This is a genomic window from Aeromonas veronii bv. veronii (assembly GCF_000820225.1).
Classification (GTDB): domain Bacteria; phylum Pseudomonadota; class Gammaproteobacteria; order Enterobacterales; family Aeromonadaceae; genus Aeromonas; species Aeromonas veronii.
In genome coordinates this window covers 1-18,353 of sequence record NZ_CDDK01000043.1, presented here as the reverse complement: position 1 = coordinate 18,353, position 18,353 = coordinate 1, and the positions used below count along the sequence as shown (strand labels likewise).

Below are 18,353 nucleotides of genomic sequence, written 5' to 3'. Positions count from 1 at the left end.
GGCCAGCGTAAATGAACTTGTGAGTTGAAACAATGGGATATGCGCGACCGGGTGAGGGGGCTTTCGCCGCCGTGAGCGAGCGTAGTGGCGGGAGTAGCAACGCGCTGGCCACCTGTGGTGGCCGAGAGGCTGGCGGGCTGCTAGATGTAAAGGATTGTTGGCTGTGGCCGCAGATTTTTCTGCGCTGCCGATGAGGGCGAGTGAGTCCTCTTGAGGCAGAATATCTCCCCCCTGTTTGACGTTGAAGTACAGGAGTCTCCGTGGCGCTTTCGGTAACCCAGCTTTATGAAGTGATGGCCCAGCTGCCAGATCCCGTCTTTATCCTCAGTGAAGATGGCTATTACGTGGAATATATCGGCGGTATGGAGCAGCAATCCTATCACGACGGTAATCCGCTGGCGGGCAAGCAGCTGGCCGATGTGCTGCCACCCGAGATGGCCATGTGGGTCAAGGCGCAGGTGGCCGAGTCGCTGGCAAACGGTCAGGTGCGGGTGGTGGAGTATGAGCTCTCCGCCGTCGAAGTGGGGGGGATCAATGCTGCCGTCGGGCCGCAAGGGATACAGCGTTTCGAGGGCAAGATTGCGCCGCTGCCCTCCCTCTATGACGGCAAGCGGGCGGTGGCCTGGGTGACCCGCAATATCACCCGCCAGTACGAGTTGCAGCAGCGACTGCTGCGCCAGAGTGAAACCGACCAGCTGACCGGCCTCTACAACCGCCGGTTCTTCTTTGAGCACTGCCAGCCGTTGCGGGCAGGGGAAGCGCCCTGCGGTCTTATCATGCTCGACATCGATCACTTCAAGCAGCTCAACGATCGTTACGGCCATCAGCAGGGAGATCGGGCCTTGCAGCGCTTCAGTAGTTGTATCGATGCCCTGTTGCGGGCGGACGACCTCTTTGTACGCAGCGGTGGCGAGGAGTTTCTGATCCTGCTGCCGCGGATCGATGAAGCCGGTTTGCTGCAGATGGCGGAGCAGATCCGTGCCGCTGTCGAAGCGCTGCCTGCCGATCCGGTTGCCATCACGGTCAGTCTGGGCACAACCCTGGTGCAGCCGGAGGAGGAGATCAATCAGGCGCTGGCCCGGGCCGACGAGTGGCTCTATCGGGCCAAGCGGGCAGGCCGCAACCGGGTGGCGCACTGCTCGGCAGGTTGAGAGTGCTGCCCCGGTCGCTGTCGGAAATAGCCTGCGCTTTTACTCTGAATAAATTGGCTGACATCACTGTCAATTAGTAGAAAAGTTGGCCGTATTATTTAACTCATATTCCACAGCTTAAGGTGTTAATATTATCGGCCTGATCGCTGGTCTTATTTGTGTTGTTGGGCAACAGCATGAGGTTTTATCGGTATGTTATCAAACAGGCGTGAATCTGGTTTTGGGTGACGAATTTGATACATCCTGTTGTCTTTTGAAACATTCCGATTCAAACAGTCATGAATTATTAACCTTGACCCGGATAGCGATTTCAACGATGGTAGCGTGGCAGCTCCGTTTCTCTCCGGTGGCCCTGTTGGCCGCTGGCGGCGTTGTTTTTTAATGTGCAGGGCGATATGCAACGACATATCTCCAGCCTGTTATTCGGGCCAATAAAAATAATGATGACAGATTAATAAGGTATATATTGCAATGAGTGTTTCTATTGCTGAAAAGAGTAACCCTGTTTCAAAATTGAAATGGGAGAAAAGCGATTCGGTATGGACCATGGGCCTATATGCCACTGCTGTCGGTGCCGGTACGTTATTTCTCCCTATTACGGTTGGCAGTAATTCCCCGGTTATTTTGCTATTTATTTTATTGCTGGCTTTTCCGCTCTCTTATTATTCCCACCGGGCATTGAGCCGCTTTGTGCTCTCCAGCTCCCATCGGGAAGGGGATATCACCCATGTGGTGGAGGAGCACTTCGGCGCCAAGGCGGGCAAGCTGCTGATGCTGGTTTATCTGATGGCCTTCTACCCCATCATTCTGGTCTACAGCATCTCCATCACCAACGCGATCCAGAGCTTCGTGGTTCACCAGCTGGGGGATGCCGAGCTTCCGCGCGGCTTGCTGGTGCTGGGGGTGATGCTGGGCCTGCATCTGGTGCTGCTGGCCGGCAAACAGATCGTGGTATCGGCCATCAGCGTGCTGGCACTGCCGATGGTCGCCTTTCTGATTGGCCTCTCCATCTATCTGCTGCCCCAGTGGAGCCTCTCCTATTTCAGCGAGAGTCAGTCTGTGGACTGGCGTGATCCGGCGTTCTGGAAATCCCTCTGGCTGATCGTGCCGGTGATGGTGTTCTCTTTCAGCCATGCGCCCATTATTTCTTCCTTCAGCGCGGCGCAGAAAAAGCGTTGTCAGGAGAATGCCGACCTGCGCGCCAAGCGGATCATCAAGTGCAGCAGTATGCTGATTTGCGGCAGCGTGCTCTTTTTCGTGGTGAGCTGCGTGATGAGTCTGAGTCAGGCCGAGATGGCGCTGGCCCGCACCGACAATATCTCCGTGCTGTCGGCGCTGGCGAACAAGTTCTCCAACCCGCTGATCGCCTATGTGGGGCCACTCATCGCCATTCTGGCCATGTCCAAATCTTTCCTCGGCACCTCCATGGGGGTGAGCGAGGGGACGGTGAGCATGGTGAGCGGTGCCTGTCAGGGGCTGGGGCTCTCCCTCAAGGAGTCAACCATCGCCCGGGTGTCATCGGTGATCCTGTTTATGGTGACCGCCGTCATCACCTATCTGAACCCCAATGTGCTCGACATCATCGAGCGCGTCAGTGGCCCGCTGATCGCGGTGATCCTGTTTCTGCTGCCAGCCTGCTCCATCTATCGCTTGCCCGCACTCAAGCGTTATCGCGGGCCGAGTACCCTTTTTGTGTTGGTGATGGGGCTGCTTGCCATCTCGGCCCTTATCTACGATCTGCTTTGACCGGGCGGTATCCCGCACAAATCAAAAAGGGCGACCATCTGGTCGCCCTTTTTCTGTGCATCGGGGTTAGCCGAGCAGGCCGCTGGCGCTCTGGCCCGCCATCAGCAAGCCGATGGCCAGCACGCTGAACCAGACCAGGGTTGCGCTTACCAGCAGATAGCCGCTGGCAATGAACAGACCGTCCCGCTGCAACATGCCGGTGGCCAGCAGCAGGATGGCCCAGGCAGGCATGGCGTTGGTGAACGGGATGGCGCCCAGGGGCAGCATCAGCAGCAGGGCGGCCAGCATGATCAGCAGGCCGTTGCAGCGGTTGACCGTGTTGCTGCCGGTCAGCACCAGCAGGCGTGGGCGGATAACGCGATCGACCCGGGCCAGCAGCTCCGCCCCCTTGTGAAGGGTCGGCTTGAGCTGATCGGCAGCGAAGCGGCGCTCCATCAGCATGGAGGGCAGCCAGGGCACCCGATTGAGGGTGATGCCGATGCCGATAAAGAGGATCAGCAGGCCAAACGGGGTGCTGACCCCGGGAATGGAGACCGGTAGCAGGAAGGGGACGGTGAGCAGCACGCAAAACAGCAGCATCCCCTGCTCGCCCACCAGCGCGAGCATCTGGCGCAGGCTGATGTGGCTCTCGTCGATGGCATGCGCGGTGGCCCGCAGGGTATCCGCGAGGGTAGTTTTGGGGTCGTTGAGTTGCGCGGCAACCATTCCCTGATGTCCTTTTGAGTGGTGATAACGGGCCCCGATGACCCGATTTGGCGCCAGCATACGTGGCAGAGGTTAACCGTCGATGAATGGTGGCAGGGGCGCATAGCGGCGCCAGTGGGGCGGCTCGGCAGAGGTTCCGGCGAGAGGGAAATCCCGCGATGAAAGTGATCCGGTACAGCCGCCGTTTAGGATGGGCCTAGGACGCCTCTGGTATGCTTTCTGCACAATCACACAGGGAGCAGGGGATGATGATGAAGAGAGCCGGGATAGCGATGATGGGGCTGTTGCTGCCACTGGGGCAGGCCTGGAGTAGCGAGGCCGCGATCACATCCGGTTGGCAGGTGACGCCATTTTTCGGCTACAGCTCAGCCATCGACTTCGAGAAGAGTGACGAGGTGGTGCTGCCGGTGCCGGTCTCGGCTTCGCTCGATTCACTGCAAGGGCAGGGCTCCGGCAGCTGGGGCCTCTTTATCAGCAAGGAGGTGGATGATCCCGGCATGATTGAGCTGCTCTACAGCCATCAGTCCACCACCCTCTCTCCCGACCTGCCGGATCGCCTGACGGTGGACACCCTGCACTTTGCCGGTGCGCTTACTCTCTCTGACAACCTGATGGCGCCCTATATCGGCGCCGGGATCGGGGTGACCCGCTTTGCCGCTTACGACAGCGAGGTGACCCCTTCCATGTCGCTGGCGCTCGGGGTGCAACCGCGCCTCGCCGAGCATCTGGCCCTGCGGGCCGAGGTGCGCGGTTATGGTTCGCTGGTCAACGACAACAACCAGTTTCTCTGCAACCCGGAGCAGTGCGTGTTCAAGGTGCGCGGGGAGCTGGTAACCCAGTGGCAGGCCAATATCGGTCTTACCTTCCGCTTTTAGGCGAGGGGATTTTCCCTATGAAACAGGGGCCCTTGGGCCCCTGTTTCAGCAGCAATGTTTCGCCGTTATCGGCAATCAACCTGCAGATCTTCATACCTCCTTGTTAGTCGGCATCGCCCATACCGCGCAGTTTCTGCCCGCCTCCTTGGCGCCATAAAGCGCCTGATCCACCCGCTTGAACAGCGAGACTGCCGGCTCCTTGGGCTCGCGGATCCCCACTCCCAGACTGACCGTCATGGTATGGGTCGGGTCGGGAGCTATGGTGCGGGTCGCAGTGAGCAGGGTGTTGGCCAGTTGCTGTAGCTCGGCTTCGTGGGCGACGGGCAGCAGCAGGGCAAACTCTTCACCCCCGACACGGGCCGCCAGCGCACCGGGCGGGCAGTGCTGTTGCAACAGCTCGCCAAACTGCTGCAACACCCGATCCCCGATATCGTGGCCGTAGTTGTCATTGATCAGCTTGAAGTGATCCAGATCCAGCAGGATGAGGGTGTGGCAAATCCCCTGCTCCAGAAACAGCTGCTGATGAAAGTAGCGCCGGTTTGGCAGCCGGGTCAGATCGTCGAACAGTGCCTGTTGTCTGAGCTGGGTATTGATGTGGAAGAGGTGGTGCATGGTGCTCAGGATGCCGATGCTGCTGAGCAGGATGCCGCTGGAGCGCAGCAGATCCTCGGCATAGATGGCGAGCCAGAGTGGCTGCGCCACCAGCTCATCCATGATGTCGGCGGTTGCCCCCATGATCCACAACATCAGACCGCAGGAGAGCATGCGGTAGGTGTGGGTGGGCAGGTGGGCGCACTGTACCACCCAGAACAGGAACAGCATGGTGAGCCAGTTGATCACCTCGAAGCCAAAGCTGACGGCGTAAAAGCGCTCGTAAGGGAAGTGGGGCAACAGCAATAGATGAAGGGCCATGATGGCCAGCATCACTATCCCCAGCAGCGAGATGTGGACGCGATGCTCCCGGTCGAGATGACGGTAGTGGGAGAGGCTGATGTCGAGACGATCGAACTGCATGGTGTTCCTCGGATTGGGACTGCCATCACCTTGCAAACAAGGGGCTGCGTAATGGCATGCCGTGGTCGGATAACAGGAAACGGCTGGTCTGTCAGTGTAAACGAGCGGGCCCGCAGCGCGCGATATCGATGACGTCAGCTTGTGGGCTGGCTCCGGGTTTGCGCACTTCTGGTGCGCGACGTATCGCCTGCCCTGTGACAGGGCGACCCTGGGCAGGTTAGCGCAGCTCATGCGCCAAATTGGTGCGTTGATGATGCGCGACCTTTCTAATGCAATGATTTAAAAGGATTTAAATTTGTGGCCCGCTTTATGCTTTTTACATGTCAGACGGTCTCTTGCGGTCATCGGCGGCAGACGCAGTGATGAGGAAGTGGCAAGAGGCATCCCCGTGCAGGGCGCGGGTGTGATTCTGGCGGGTTGCAGCAACACCTTGCGATTCGCCACAGATTAAATCAGGGAAACGGAGCCGGTCTTGTACCGGTACGACAGGGAAGGAGAGTGCTCTATGGTCAAAAAATGGATGATGGCGGGTCTGACGATGTTGCCTGCCTTGCTGGTTACCCCAAGTTGGGCCGAAGAGGTCGCTCAGGTACAGGCGGCGGTGGCACCGGTTGCCGCCATGACAATCAACAAGGGTGACAACACCTGGATGCTGCTCTCGGCGGCGCTGGTGATCCTGATGTCGATCCCCGGTCTGGCCCTCTTCTACGGTGGTCTGGTGCGGGCCAAAAACATGCTGAGTGTGCTGATGCAAGTCTTTACCCTGTTCTGCCTCATCTGCGTGCTCTGGGTGATCTACGGTTATTCGCTGGCCTTTACCGAGGGGGGCAATTTCTACGGCTCCTTCAGCAAGGTGCTGCTCAAGGGGGTGACCCCTGACTCCATCGCTGCCACCTTCAGCAAGGGGGTCGGGATTAGCGAGCTGATCTATGTGGTGTTCCAGGGGGCATTTGCCGCCATTACCTGCGGCCTTATCGTGGGGGCGTTTGCCGAGCGCATCAAGTTCGCCGCCGTGCTGCTCTTCTCGGTGATCTGGTTCACCTTCGCCTATATCCCACTGGCTCATATGGTGTGGTACTGGGCGGGTCCGGATGCTTATACCAGCGCCGAGGCTGCGGCCACAGCGACCGCCACTGCCGGTTATCTGTTCCAGCATGGTGCGCTGGACTTTGCAGGCGGCACCGTGGTGCACATCAACGCCGCTGTGGCGGGTTTGGTGGGTGCCTATCTGGTGGGCAAGCGTCTGGGCTACGGTCGTGATCCCATGACCCCCCACAGCCTGACCATGACCATGATCGGTGCCTCCCTGCTCTGGTTCGGCTGGTTCGGTTTCAACGCGGGCTCCGCGCTGGAAGCCAACGGTATCGCCGCACTCGCCTTTATCAACACCTGGGTGGCGCCGGCTGCAGCAGCTCTCTCATGGACGCTGGCCGAGTGGGTGATGAAGGGACGTCCCTCCCTGCTGGGTGCGGCATCCGGTGCGGTGTCCGGTCTGGTGGTGATCACCCCGGCAGCCGGTTTCGTCGGTGTGGGCGGTGGTCTGGTGATGGGCCTTATCAGTGGCGTGGCGGGTCTGTGGGGTGTCCACGGTCTCAAGCGCCTGCTGGGGGCCGATGACAGTCTGGACGTGTTTGGCGTACACGGGGTGTGCGGTATTCTCGGTGCTCTGCTGACCGGCGTCTTTGCCAGTCCGGATCTGGGCGGCACCGGGGTGTGGGACTATGTCACCAATCAGGTTGCCGAGGGCTACTCCATCCTGACTCAGGTGAAGATCCAGGCCATCGGGGTCGGTGTCACCCTGCTCTGGTCCGGTGCCGTGGCGGCGATTGCCTTCAAGGCGGTCGATATGCTGGTGGGTCTGCGGGTGAACGGCGATGCCGAGCGGGAAGGGCTGGATGTCACCTCCCACGGCGAGAAGGCTTACAGCATGTAATCCCGAATGCCAGACAACAAAAAACCGCCGGGATCGGCGGTTTTTTTATGGCTCGAGCGTGACGAAACCTGAATTCACACGCTTAATTCACGACGGCCACGTTGATGCTGCCATTGCCCTGGGTCATGCGCACGCGAGCACCCGGGGTGAAGGTGGGGCTGGCTTTCTGCACCACCACGATGGCTTCGCCGTTCTCTTTCTTGATCTCCAGCTCGACGCCGTCGACCTGATTCATCTTGTTGCCGATGGCGTTACCTGCCGCTGCACCGGCGATAGCGCCGCCTGCGGCTGCGATGTCGCGTCCGGTGCCGCCACCGACTGTGCTGCCCAGCAGGCCACCGACTACGGCGCCGCCAATGGTGCCAATCAGGGAGTTCTCATCGGCCTGGATCTTCACTGGGCGGGTGGAGATGATGGTGCCGTAGCTGACGGTCTGCACCTGTTTGGCGCGGTCTTTGGTGTAGACATCGCCAGAGTAAACGTCACTGTTGGCGCATCCGGTGATGGTGGTCGCTGCCAGCAGGGCAATAAGGGTCATACGCTTCAACATGGTGGGCCTCCTGGGCTGCACGTAATTTGAACAATCCGGTTGATGAGTGAACTTTACTCCAACCCCGTCACACATGAAATCGGCAAAATGTAACCAATTATGCGTTCTGTAACCGGTTTTGTCCTTGAATCGCAGCTGTACTGGAGAGGGTTTTAACCAGCAGCAGACGGTCTTCTCCGGGGCCGAAATAGTCGGCTATTTCCGCCTGCAATGTGTAACCGAGCCGGTAGTAGAGGCGCTGGGCCGGATTGGCCGGATCGACTGTGAGCCGCAGTTCGCTGATCTGCAGCGCCTGCTGGTTGGCCTCCATCTGGCGCATCATTCGCTCGGCCAGACCAAAACCGCGTGCCTCGGGCAGCACCGCCAGCGAGAGTACCCAGCCTTGCGACCGCTCCTGACCGAATCCCCCCAGCACATAACCCACCAGCTGCCCCTCGTATTCAGCCACCAGCAACAACTCGGGCCACAAATCCATCGCCTGACGGAAGAAGAAGGCGGGATAGACATCTTCGCCAAACACCTTGGCATCGATCTGCCAGATGGCGTGCATGTCATGGTGGGTGGCGGGGCGTAGCAGGGGCGGGTTGTGGTGCATCAGGACTCCATTGGCAGCAAAGGTTCGGCAACGCCGCTGACCTTGGGGTCAACGGCAAAAAAGGAGTCATAGGGTAGTGGTCATCCCCTGCCGGATGCAAGGGATTGGCGGTTATGGCGGCAGGGGGCGGCTCTGGGGCAGTTTGGGAGCTTTGCGCAAGCCGTCGAGCAGGTGGCGGAGGGTGAGCCAGGGGTGGCGCAGCAACATGCGCGGGCCGCTCCACTTCATCACCTGCTGGATCTGTTTGCGCATCGCCGGTGCGTAACAGTGGATATTGCAGTTGGCGCAGGTGGGTTTGTGGTCGTGGCCATAACGGCAGCGACGCAGGCGCTGATGGGCGAAATCCCGCAACTGGCGACAGTGGCGGCAATGGGGATCCTGATGATGGTGCTGGCAGTAGAGGCGGATCATGGCGCTGACCGTCTGCTGCTCGCGCATGAGTCTGGGATGGTCACTCGCCTTTTTGCTGGCTGCGGCGTGTGAGCCCCGGGCTGGGCTGGCATGATGACTTTTCATGGTCGCCATTCTCCTGACCTGCTCGCTTTGGGTGTTGATACAGGTCAAAAGGGGGGATAAAAAAACAGGGCCCGCAGGCCCTGTGTCATCAGATGAGGCTGGTTGCCTGCTCCAGCCAGGCGAGATCCTCGCCTTCGAGCAGTGGGCTCAGGCGGCGGAACACCTCGACATGGTATTCGTTGATCCAGCGGAATTCGGCCGGGCTCAGCAGGCTGCGGTCGATCAGGCGGGTATCGAACGGCACGTAGGTCAGCCGCTCGAAGCCCAGCATCGGCAGCTCGCCAACCTGTTCCAGCTCGGTCACGACTACCAGGTTCTCGCAGCGGATGCCGAAGCCATCTTCACGGTAGTAGCCCGGCTCGTTGGAGAGCACCATGCCCGGCTGCAGTGCAACCATGCTCCCTTTCGGCGCGATGCGCTGGGGCCCTTCGTGGACACTCAGGAAGTGGCCGACGCCGTGACCGGTGCCATGGTCATAGTTGTAACCGGCCTGCCACAGCGGCATGCGGGCCAGCACGTCGAGCTGGATACCGGCGGTGCCGCGGGGGAAGCGGGCCTGATCCAGCGCGATATGACCCTGCAGTACCCGGGTAAACATCGCTTTCTGCTCGTCGCTCACCTCACCCACCTTGATGGTGCGGGTGATGTCGGTGGTGCCATCCATATACTGGGCGCCGGAGTCCAGAAGATAGAGGCTGTCCTGGCCAAACGCGCGCGGGGTGCCATTGGTATGGTGGTAGTGGCACATGGCGGCGTTGGGGCCGAGCGCGGAGATGGTATCGAAGCTCGGCTCGACGTAGTGTTCCTGCTCGCGGCGGAACGCTTCCACCTGATCGGCCAGAGTGCCTTCATCCACCCCTTCGAACTCGCCGGAGGCGACCAGCCGATCCAGCCAGGCAAGGAAGCGGGTCATGGCCACGCCATCACGCAGGTGAGCGGCACGCATACCCGTTAGCTCGATCTCGTTCTTGCACGCTTTCGGCAGCATGGTGGGGTCTTGCCCTGCCACCAGAATGGCGCCCGCCTCTTCCATGACGAGCTGGGTCCAGGCGTTGGCGCTGTCCGGATCGGCCAGCACCTTCTGCTGATCTTCACCGATGCGCTGCAGCACGTCGCCCAGCTTGTCGATGGGGTAGACGGAGACATCCTGCCCAACGTGTTGGGTAAAGGCGAAGCAGTCAATTTTGTCGGTATCGACGAAGAAATCCATGCTGGTGTTGGCGTAGAGCACAGCAAAGCCCAGCACCACCGGCAGCCGGTCGATATCGCGGCCGCGCAGGTTGAGCAGCCAGTTGATGGGCTCGGCCTGGGTCAGCAGCACCGCATCCAGCCCGCGCTTGCGCAGGTCGGCCGCCAGCTGTTCACGTTTGGACTGGCTGGACTGGCCCGCCAACTCCTCGCTGTAGAGGATGACCGGGCTCTTGGTCGGCTCCGGGCGATCGCTCCAGTTCAGATCGATGGGGTTCTGCTCGACGCGGATCAGCTCGATACCGCGATCAGCCAGCACGGCCTTGGCATTCTTGTACCAGGTCAGGCTGTGCAGGCGGGCATCGAAGCCGACCCGGGAGCCTGACGGCAGCTGTTCGGCCAGCCACTGCACATGAGGATTTTCAATGAGGTGGAGGAATTCGAACAGTTCGGCGGGCGTTTGCATCCGCGCCTGCACCGTATAGCGACCATCGACAAAGAGGGCTGCCCGCTGGGCCATGATGATGGCGACCCCGGCAGAGCCGTTGAAACCGGTGATCCAGTCAAGCCGCTCGGCATAGGCGGGGATGTACTCGCCGAGGTGCTCATCATCGTGGGGGACGATAAATGCGTCCAACTCCTGCATGGCCAGCTCGGCCCTGACTTGGGCGACGCGGGTTTCAATTATCTCGAAATTATTCATGTCGTTAGTGCCAGATGGTTGCTATATGAGTGTTCAGTTTTTATGGCCGCTGGCCAGGATCCGCTTGATCGACTGACCTGCTGCTTCGATATGCTGCCTGAGCAGTACCACCGCCTCGTGCTTGCGCCGGGCGCGGCACAGTTCCAGCAATTGGGCGTGTTCACGCTCCGCCTTGTCCACCCCGTCGCTGGCAAACAGCAGCTCGAAGCGGACATAGCGGTCACAGCTCAGATTGATCTGGGCGATCAGTTCAAGTGCCTGGGGGCGACCGGCTGCCTGATAGAGGGTGGCGTGAAAGCTGTGGTTCAACTCGGCCCAATGTTCGATCTGGGTGCCTGACTCCAGGGCGTGATCAAACTGGGCGAGGATCGCCTCCGCTTGCGCGAAGGTGGCTTCCGTCATCTTGTCGACGGCGTGAAACAGGGTATCGGCTTCCAGCAGCGCTCGCAAATAAAAGAGCTCTTCAATGGCCGAGGCGTCCAGCATGGTGACCACGGCGCCGCGATGGGCTTCGAACTTCACCAGCCCCTGCGCTTCCAACTGCATCAGGGCTTCGCGCACCGGGATGCGGCTCACGGCCAGCTCTTTGGCGATGGCATCCTGACGCAAGGGTGCGCCAGCGGGGAACTCCCCACGGAGGATCCGGCCACGGAGGTTTTCCATCACCATCTGGGTTCGGGTCTTGTAGGGTGGGGTCATGGTCGGGTCACGATTGGGCGTTACAGAATTGTATATTGTATAAAGTTTGGCTGAATCTAACCTGTCACAACAGGCAAAGGCAAGGTTTTGGCCCCTTTAACGGGGGCGATGGCAGCGTTCGGGGCTCCACAAAAACAAAAATGCCGGTCAGTGTGGCTGACCGGCATGATGTCACTGATACGAAGCGAGCCTGTTACAGCTGCGGGCCTGCCGCAACCAGACGTTTGCCTTCGTCGTTATCGGTGAAGCGCTCGAAGTTCTTGATGAAGCGCCCTGCCAGATCGACGGCCTTGGCATCCCACTCGGCCTTGTCGGCGTAAGTGTCGCGCGGGTCGAGGATCGCCGGGTTCACATCGTGCAGTGCGGTCGGGATCTCCAGATTGAAGATCGGCAGCACCTTGGTCTCTGCCTTCTCGATGGAGCCATCCAGGATGGCATCGATGATGGCGCGGGTATCCTTGATGGAGATGCGCTTGCCGGTGCCGTTCCAGCCGGTGTTGACCAGATAGGCCTCTGCCCCTGCCGCTTCCATCCGTTTCACCAGCTCCTGACCGTACTTGGTCGGGTGCAGGGAGAGGAAGGCTGCGCCGAAGCAGGAGGAGAAGGTCGGGGTCGGCTCGGTGATGCCGCGCTCGGTACCGGCCAGTTTGGCGGTGAAGCCAGACAGGAAGTGGTACTTGGTCTGCTCCTTGGTCAGTTTGGAGACCGGGGGCAGCACGCCGAAGGCGTCGGCAGTCAGGAAGATCACCTTGGTGGCGTGACCTGCCTTGGAGACCGGCTTGACGATGTTGTCGATGTGATAGATGGGGTAGGAGACGCGGGTGTTCTCGGTCTTGGAGCCATCATCGAAGTCGATGGTGCCATCGGCAGCAACGGTCACGTTCTCCAGCAGCGCATCGCGACGGATGGCGTGGTAGATGTCCGGCTCGGCCTCTTCGGAGAGCTTGATGGTCTTGGCGTAGCAGCCCCCTTCGAAGTTGAACACGCCGTGGTCATCCCAGCCGTGCTCGTCATCGCCGATCAGCTGACGCTTGGGATCGGTGGAGAGGGTGGTCTTGCCGGTGCCGGAGAGGCCGAAGAAGATGGCGACGTCGCCGTCCTGACCCACGTTGGCGGAGCAGTGCATGGAGGCAATGCCGCGCAGGGGCAGGAAGTAGTTCATCATGGAGAACATGCCCTTCTTCATCTCGCCACCGTACCAGGTGCCACCGATGAGCTGCATCTTCTCGGTCATGTTGAAGGCAACAAAGTTCTCGGAGTTGAGACCCTGTTCTTTCCAGTTCGGGTTGGTGCACTTGGCACCGTTCATCACCACGAAGTCAGGCTTGAAGGTTTTCAGCTCTTCATCGCTCGGACGGATGAACATGTTTTTCACGAAGTGTGCCTGCCAGGCCACCTCGGTGATGATGCGCACGGCCAGGCGGGTATCCGGGTTGGCACCGCAGAAACCGTCGACTACAAACAGGCGCTTGCCGGAGAGCTGTTTGGTGACCAGCCCTTTCAGATGTGACCACACCTCCGGGGTAATAGCTTTGTTATCGTTTTTACCCTGGTCAGACCACCACACAGTATCCTGGGTAGTGGCATCTTTGACGATATATTTATCTTTCGGGGAGCGACCGGTGAAGATACCGGTGTTTACGTTGACGGCGCCCAGCTCGGTCACCACACCGCGCTCGAACCCTTCCAGGTCAGGGCGTGTCTCTTCGGCGAAAAGCTGCTCGTAAGAGGGGTTGCGAACGATTTCTTGGCTGTTTTTGATGCCGTACTGGTCCAGTCCTAATTGTTGGGCCAGGGTGGGTTCTGCCACGATTGTCATTGTATTCTCCTGGGTTCAGAGGTTGGTAGGGTTCTATCTGACGGTCATCCTATCACTTAGGTGGTAGAGTTTAGCGATCGCCATCAAACTTTATAAAATAGGGTATTTTTTTGTTATTAAAGTTAAAGGCGGGTTTTGCCCGCCTTTAATTAGTGTAACTGGTTTGCATCATTGCCGGGAGCCCTGCTGAACAGGGTTTCGACATCGATCCCATTAAATTGGTACTGGGCGCCGCAATAATCACAGTGCATGTCGATCTTGCCGAGCTCCTGCACCATCTCCATGACCTCTTCCTTTTCTATCTGCAACAGGGCTCCTTCGCAGCGCTCGCGGGAGCAGGTGCAACGGAACTCGACCGCCTGCGGATCGAACACCCGCACCTTGTCCTGATGGTAGAGACGGTAGAGGATCTCTTCTGCCTGCAGGCCGAACAGCTCTTCATCCTTGATGGTGCTGGTGAGCTGGGTCAGGTGATCGAAATCGTTGCTGTGATCCTCGCTCTGGGCGGGCAGCTCCTGCAGCATGATGCCGGCAGCGCGCGGCGCACCTTCGTGATAGCCGGTGCGGATCCACAGCTTGGTGGCCAGCTGTTCGGAGCGGGCGAAGTAGTGCTCCAGGCAGCCCGCCAGGGTATCGGCGTCCAGCGCGATGATGCCCTGATAGCGCTCACCCTGCTCCGGGGTGATGGTGATGATCAGCTGGCCGTTGCCAATCAGGCTCTGCAGCTTGCCATCGCTCGGCAGCTCGCCTTCATAGCGGGCCACGCCGCGCAGCTGCTGGTTGTTGTCACCGTTGATCACGGCCAGACGCACCGGGCCATCGCCCTGCAGTTGCACCGTGATGGAGCCTTCAAACTTGAGGGTGGCGGTCAGCAGGCTGGTGGCGACCAGCAGCTCGCCCAGCAGTTTTTGCACCTGCACCGGGTAGTTCTGGGCTTCCACTACGTGGCGGTAGGTGTGATCCAGCTGGACCAGCTCGCCACGCACTTCGTACTCTTCAAACAGATAGCGATACAGCAGATCTTGGTTGCTCATCATGTATTCCTGGCTTTTCGGTGAGGTAAATCGGGCGGGCTGGGGTTGATGCCAGCCCGGTATCAAATCGGGGTCGGTCAGTACTGTTTGACCTTGAGCAACTGGCGTCGCTCCTGCTTGTCGGGGCGGCGCTCGGGGCTGGGGGCAAACTGGCTGTTGAAGCGGCGCGCCTCGCTATTCTCGGCCCGTTTTTTCAGGCTCTCGGCGGTCTCTTCATAGAGCTGCTGGGCCAGCGGGGCTGATTTACGCTGCTCGCTCAAGGCCAGCACCCGCACTTCGCGTTCATCCTGCCCCTGCCAGAAGCGGATCAGTGCACCCACTTCCACCTGTTTGCCCGGTTTGCTGCGCTGACCATTGTAGTGCACCTTGCCCCCGTCTATCTGATCCCGCGCAATGGAGCGGGTCTTGTAGAAACGGGCTGCCCACAACCACTTGTCGAGACGAACCTCGAGGGCACTTTCTGCATGATTGGGCATGAACAGGCTCCATAACGGGGAAAAGAGGTGGTCGATTATACCAGAGCACGGGGTCGGGATAGAAACCGGGCAGCCGCCGCGCGGGGCGCAAACCATGTCAAGGTGATGCAACATATGGGCAGTTTGCTGATTCACAAGGGAAAGCCGGTGCTTTATCGGGTATTCATGGGGGCTGGGAGGGGTCTTCATACCGCGCATATAACACTGCCGCCCCGGTTGGGGGCGGCAGCGTTCACATCCATCAACCATGTCAGAGTCAGAAGTGATCGTGCTGATCCGGCTTCTTCTGGTCGTGGGGGCCTTCGCTGTGGGCGATGGCGGTGCGGATGAGATCCACCCCGGCACGGATAATCAGCACCCCCATGTTGACCAGCTTGACGCAGACCCACATGAAAGTGATGAGCAGGATCAGCTTGAGCACGGTCTGGAACGCTTCCAGGAAGTTCTGCTCCAGCTGGGCGGTGAGGCCGTTGGCGCTGGTCATCAGCCAGGTGTAGACCTCGCGCACGAACGGGATGCTGCTTGGCATCTCCAGTACATCCAGTGCGGCAGGGAGCGCCTGGAAGATGACGATGCTGCCGAACAGGATCAGGATGACACCGATAGCGATGCCGAGGAAAAAGCCGAACTGTCTCATGGAGGGCTCCAGCGGTTGCTGCATGACATTGAAGATAGCCGCCAATAGTAGGGAGTGCCCTCGCTCATCGCAATCTTCCCGGTGTGGCCATCATGGCCGGATCAGCGCTGAACAGGCCGCCAGCATTGCCCAACTATCTGATTTCTGGGAGGCTTGTCGCCATTGTGCATAGGGAAAGCAAATTGATGTCGAGAACCCTCTTTTTACTCTTGCTGGCGCTGTTTGCCGCTCTGCCAGCTCTGAGCGCCGAACCGGCTGGCCCCACGGCAGCGGCCTGCGCCATCCGCCATCAGGGTCAACTGCTGCTGGTGCAGGATCGCATCTCCTCCCGCTACAGCCTGAGCGGTGGCTATATAGATGGCGGTGAGAGCCCGCAGCAGGCGGCACTGCGCGAACTCTATGAAGAGACCGGCTTGCGGGGGGAGGTGGTGCAGGAGCTGGGCCGCTGGCAGCGGGCGGTTATCTTCGCCTGTCGCACTCTGGAGCCGATTGTCGCGCAGCAAGATTCCGATTTTGTCTCGCTGCTGAAAGCTCCCAATCTGGGCGGGGAGATTCTTAACGCCCGGCTGATCGCCATCGACCAGCTGCCCCGCGAGCAGCGCCGCTTCCCGGATCAGCTCGACTGGCTGCAATCCCGACTGGATAAGGTGCCCGAGAGCGAGGTGCATTGGCAGGCCGATTTCGTGGCGCAGGGCAATGCGCTGCATCAGGCCGAGATCCCGCTGATGCTGCACCTGCAACAGTGGCTGGGGCCCGATGTCTGGTGGCTGTCGGTCAGCAATCTGTTTGGTTCAGGCGGCTTTCAGCTTGCCCTGATACCTTTGCTGCTCCCGCTGCTGGGGTGGCCGCGGCTGCGCCAGCTGCTGTTCGCCATGCTCTGGCTCGGCTTGCTGGTGCAGGCAAGCAAGGAGGGGATCGGCTGGCCGCGCCCCTTCCATCTGCAACCTGAACTGGCGACTCACAGTGCCCAGGGCTTTGGCATGCCGAGCGGCCATACAGCTTCGGCCTTGCTGTTCTGGGGGGCGCTGCTTGGCTGGCTCTGGCCTGCCCGGCGCGGGCTGGCCTATTCGCTGGCCTTGCTGCTGGCGCTGACCACAGGTCTGGCGCGGGTCTGGCTCGGGGTGCACTTTATCTCCGATGTGGCGGTTGGCCTGCTGATTGGCGCCTTGCTGCTGGCGGTTCGTCCCTACTGGCGGCTGGATCAGCGTTCATCCGCCTGGGGTTTGCTGATCGCTGCGGCACTGGTTTGCGCTGGCCTGAGCCAGTCGGCCCATCTGGCCGGGATCGGGCTGGCGGCGCTGGGCCTCTGGCTCGGGGGAAGGGCTACGCTGGTGCGCGACGGTTATTCCCCGTGGCTGACCGGTGCCGTGGTGCTGGCGGGCATGCTGCTGATGGTGGTGGGCGCGTGGGCATTGCCACTGTTGACCAGTAGTTCGCTCACTATCCTGCTTGGTCAGTTTGTGCTCTTTTTCGGGCTGGGGCTCTGGTTGAGCGCTGGCCTCTGGTGGATACTCTCTTTCTTGAAATGCGACACACGACCCAAGGGCAACGGCTCTGACAAGGGAACTCTATGAATGTGAAAAAAGTGGATTTGGCCAAGATAACCCTGGGGGTGCTGTTTCTCAGCATCCTGATTATCTCCTGTTTCCTGGTGTTGCAGCCCTTCCTGCCTGCGCTGGTGTGGGCCACCATGATCACCATCGCCACCTGGCCGTTGATGCTGATGGTGCAGCGCCTGTTGTGGGGCAAGCGCACCCTGGCGGCACTGTTTATGACGCTGGTGCTGCTGCTGATGTTTGTCATCCCGCTCTTTATGACGCTGGCCAATGTGGCGGAGAAGGCGCCCATGCTGATCGAGCTGGGTACCCATATCAGCCAGTCACCGCCGCCGGAGCTGCTCTGGCTGCAACAGATCCCGCTGGTGGGCGACAAGCTCTATGACTTCTGGCAGCAAATTCTGGCGAGCGGTGGTCAGGTGCTGTTTGCCAAACTGGCCCCCTATTTTGGCCAGACCGCCCGCTGGTTGGCCTCTCAGGCCGGTAATCTGGGGCTGCTGTTTGTCCACTTCCTGCTGACGGTCGGTATCTGTGGTGTGCTCTATCACTCCGGTGAAGTGGTGGCGACCGGCATTCGCCGCTTCGCCCACCGGCTGGCGGGTCAGCGTGGTGACAACGCTACCGTGCTGGCTTCACAGGCGATCCGCGCCGTGGCGATGGGGGTGGTGGTGACCGCGCTGGTGCAATCCTCGGTGGCCGGTGTCGGCCTGCTGATTGCCGGTATCCCTTACGCCATGGTGCTGGTGGTAGTGATGTTCCTGCTGATCGTTGCCCAGATCGGCCCCTTCCCGGTGCTGCTGGCCTGTATCGGCTACCTCTACTGGAGCGGCGACACCACCTGGGGCACCTTCCTGCTGGTGTGGTCATTGATTGCGGGCACCATGGACAACTTCCTGCGCCCCTTCCTGATCAAGCGGGGCGCCGACCTGCCGCTGATCCTCATTCTGGTGGGGGTAATCGGTGGCTTGCTGACCATGGGGATCATCGGTCTCTTTATCGGCCCGGTCGTGTTGGCGGTGGGCTACACCCTGCTGGATGCCTGGATCAAGGAAGATGACCAACCTGCGGCCGCTGCGGTTGAAGCGCCCAAAGCCGAGTGACGATTCAGTAAAAAGACGATTCAGCCATCCATCGCTATGTCTAGTCCTGAAATAGG

17 protein-coding genes are annotated in these 18,353 nt (G+C 60.0%); 6 read left to right on the top strand and 11 right to left on the bottom strand.

The annotated features are described in order from the left end of the window. Nucleotides 1-260: 260 nt before the first annotated feature. Both BN1139_RS18325 and BN1139_RS18320 read left to right on the top strand, forming a co-directional pair. On the top strand, nt 261-1,151 hold the full coding sequence (locus BN1139_RS18325) for a sensor domain-containing diguanylate cyclase (RefSeq protein WP_005355041.1): 891 nt from the start codon (nt 261-263) through the stop codon (nt 1,149-1,151). Nucleotides 1,152-1,622: 471 nt separating this feature from the next. After that, the gene (locus tag BN1139_RS18320; protein WP_005355040.1) at nt 1,623-2,897 is read left to right on the top strand and encodes an amino acid permease; all 1,275 of its coding nucleotides are present in this window, start codon (nt 1,623-1,625) and stop codon (nt 2,895-2,897) included. 66 nt (nt 2,898-2,963) lie between these two features. Here BN1139_RS18320 and BN1139_RS18315 read toward each other — a convergent pair whose 3' ends face one another. Continuing rightward, on the bottom strand, nt 2,964-3,602 hold the full coding sequence (locus tag BN1139_RS18315; protein WP_005355039.1) for an exopolysaccharide biosynthesis protein: 639 nt from the start codon (nt 3,600-3,602) through the stop codon (nt 2,964-2,966). A gap of 251 nt (nt 3,603-3,853) precedes the next feature. Between BN1139_RS18315 and BN1139_RS18310 the strand changes: the two genes are divergently transcribed. Then, nucleotides 3,854-4,477: an outer membrane beta-barrel protein gene (locus BN1139_RS18310; RefSeq protein ID WP_041202824.1), complete on the top strand. Its 624-nt coding sequence runs from the start codon at nt 3,854-3,856 to the stop codon at nt 4,475-4,477. A gap of 90 nt (nt 4,478-4,567) precedes the next feature. On the opposite strand, the gene BN1139_RS18305 is transcribed toward BN1139_RS18310, so the two are convergent. Next, the gene (locus tag BN1139_RS18305; protein WP_005355037.1) at nt 4,568-5,491 is read right to left on the bottom strand and encodes a GGDEF domain-containing protein; all 924 of its coding nucleotides are present in this window, start codon (nt 5,489-5,491) and stop codon (nt 4,568-4,570) included. Between the two features lie 505 nt (nt 5,492-5,996). Between BN1139_RS18305 and amt the strand changes: the two genes are divergently transcribed. Beyond that, nucleotides 5,997-7,424, top strand: coding sequence for an ammonium transporter (gene amt / locus BN1139_RS18300; RefSeq protein ID WP_005355035.1), 1,428 nt, complete (start codon nt 5,997-5,999; stop codon nt 7,422-7,424). A gap of 82 nt (nt 7,425-7,506) precedes the next feature. Here the strand turns inward: amt and BN1139_RS18295 are convergent, their stop codons facing one another. The 9 genes from BN1139_RS18295 to BN1139_RS18255 all read right to left on the bottom strand — a co-directional run bounded on the left by BN1139_RS18295 (nt 7,507) and on the right by BN1139_RS18255 (nt 15,641). Then, nucleotides 7,507-7,974, bottom strand: coding sequence for an outer membrane lipoprotein (locus BN1139_RS18295; protein WP_005340126.1), 468 nt, complete (start codon nt 7,972-7,974; stop codon nt 7,507-7,509). Between the two features lie 97 nt (nt 7,975-8,071). Beyond that, on the bottom strand, nt 8,072-8,569 hold the full coding sequence (locus BN1139_RS18290) for a GNAT family N-acetyltransferase (RefSeq protein ID WP_005355033.1): 498 nt from the start codon (nt 8,567-8,569) through the stop codon (nt 8,072-8,074). Between the two features lie 111 nt (nt 8,570-8,680). Beyond that, nucleotides 8,681-9,085, bottom strand: coding sequence for a nitrous oxide-stimulated promoter family protein (locus BN1139_RS18285; RefSeq protein ID WP_005355031.1), 405 nt, complete (start codon nt 9,083-9,085; stop codon nt 8,681-8,683). Between the two features lie 88 nt (nt 9,086-9,173). Next, nucleotides 9,174-10,976: an aminopeptidase P family protein gene (locus BN1139_RS18280; RefSeq protein ID WP_005355029.1), complete on the bottom strand. Its 1,803-nt coding sequence runs from the start codon at nt 10,974-10,976 to the stop codon at nt 9,174-9,176. Between the two features lie 33 nt (nt 10,977-11,009). Further along, the gene (locus tag BN1139_RS18275) at nt 11,010-11,675 is read right to left on the bottom strand and encodes a GntR family transcriptional regulator (protein ID WP_005340138.1); all 666 of its coding nucleotides are present in this window, start codon (nt 11,673-11,675) and stop codon (nt 11,010-11,012) included. Nucleotides 11,676-11,868: 193 nt separating this feature from the next. Next, on the bottom strand, nt 11,869-13,494 hold the full coding sequence (pckA, locus tag BN1139_RS18270; RefSeq protein WP_005340139.1) for a phosphoenolpyruvate carboxykinase (ATP): 1,626 nt from the start codon (nt 13,492-13,494) through the stop codon (nt 11,869-11,871). 149 nt (nt 13,495-13,643) lie between these two features. Beyond that, on the bottom strand, nt 13,644-14,528 hold the full coding sequence (gene hslO / locus BN1139_RS18265; protein ID WP_005340140.1) for an Hsp33 family molecular chaperone HslO: 885 nt from the start codon (nt 14,526-14,528) through the stop codon (nt 13,644-13,646). A gap of 77 nt (nt 14,529-14,605) precedes the next feature. Beyond that, a complete protein-coding gene (gene hslR, locus BN1139_RS18260) occupies nt 14,606-15,004 on the bottom strand; it encodes a ribosome-associated heat shock protein Hsp15 (protein ID WP_005340141.1) in 399 nt (132 codons plus the stop codon). Between the two features lie 256 nt (nt 15,005-15,260). Next, nucleotides 15,261-15,641, bottom strand: coding sequence for a hypothetical protein (locus BN1139_RS18255; protein WP_005355026.1), 381 nt, complete (start codon nt 15,639-15,641; stop codon nt 15,261-15,263). A 185-nt stretch (nt 15,642-15,826) separates the two neighbouring features. Between BN1139_RS18255 and BN1139_RS18250 the strand changes: the two genes are divergently transcribed. Together BN1139_RS18250 and ydiK are read left to right on the top strand one after the other, a co-directional pair. Further along, nucleotides 15,827-17,215 carry a bifunctional NUDIX hydrolase/phosphatase PAP2 family protein gene (locus BN1139_RS18250; protein ID WP_005355024.1) on the top strand — a complete coding sequence of 463 codons (1,389 nt, stop codon included), beginning with the start codon at nt 15,827-15,829 and terminating at the stop codon, nt 17,213-17,215. Further along, entirely contained in the window at nt 17,212-18,297 is a 1,086-nt protein-coding gene (ydiK, locus tag BN1139_RS18245; RefSeq protein ID WP_005355022.1) for an AI-2E family transporter YdiK, read from the top strand. The genes BN1139_RS18250 and ydiK overlap by 4 nt, the downstream gene beginning before the upstream one ends. Nucleotides 18,298-18,353: the final 56 nt, after the last annotated feature.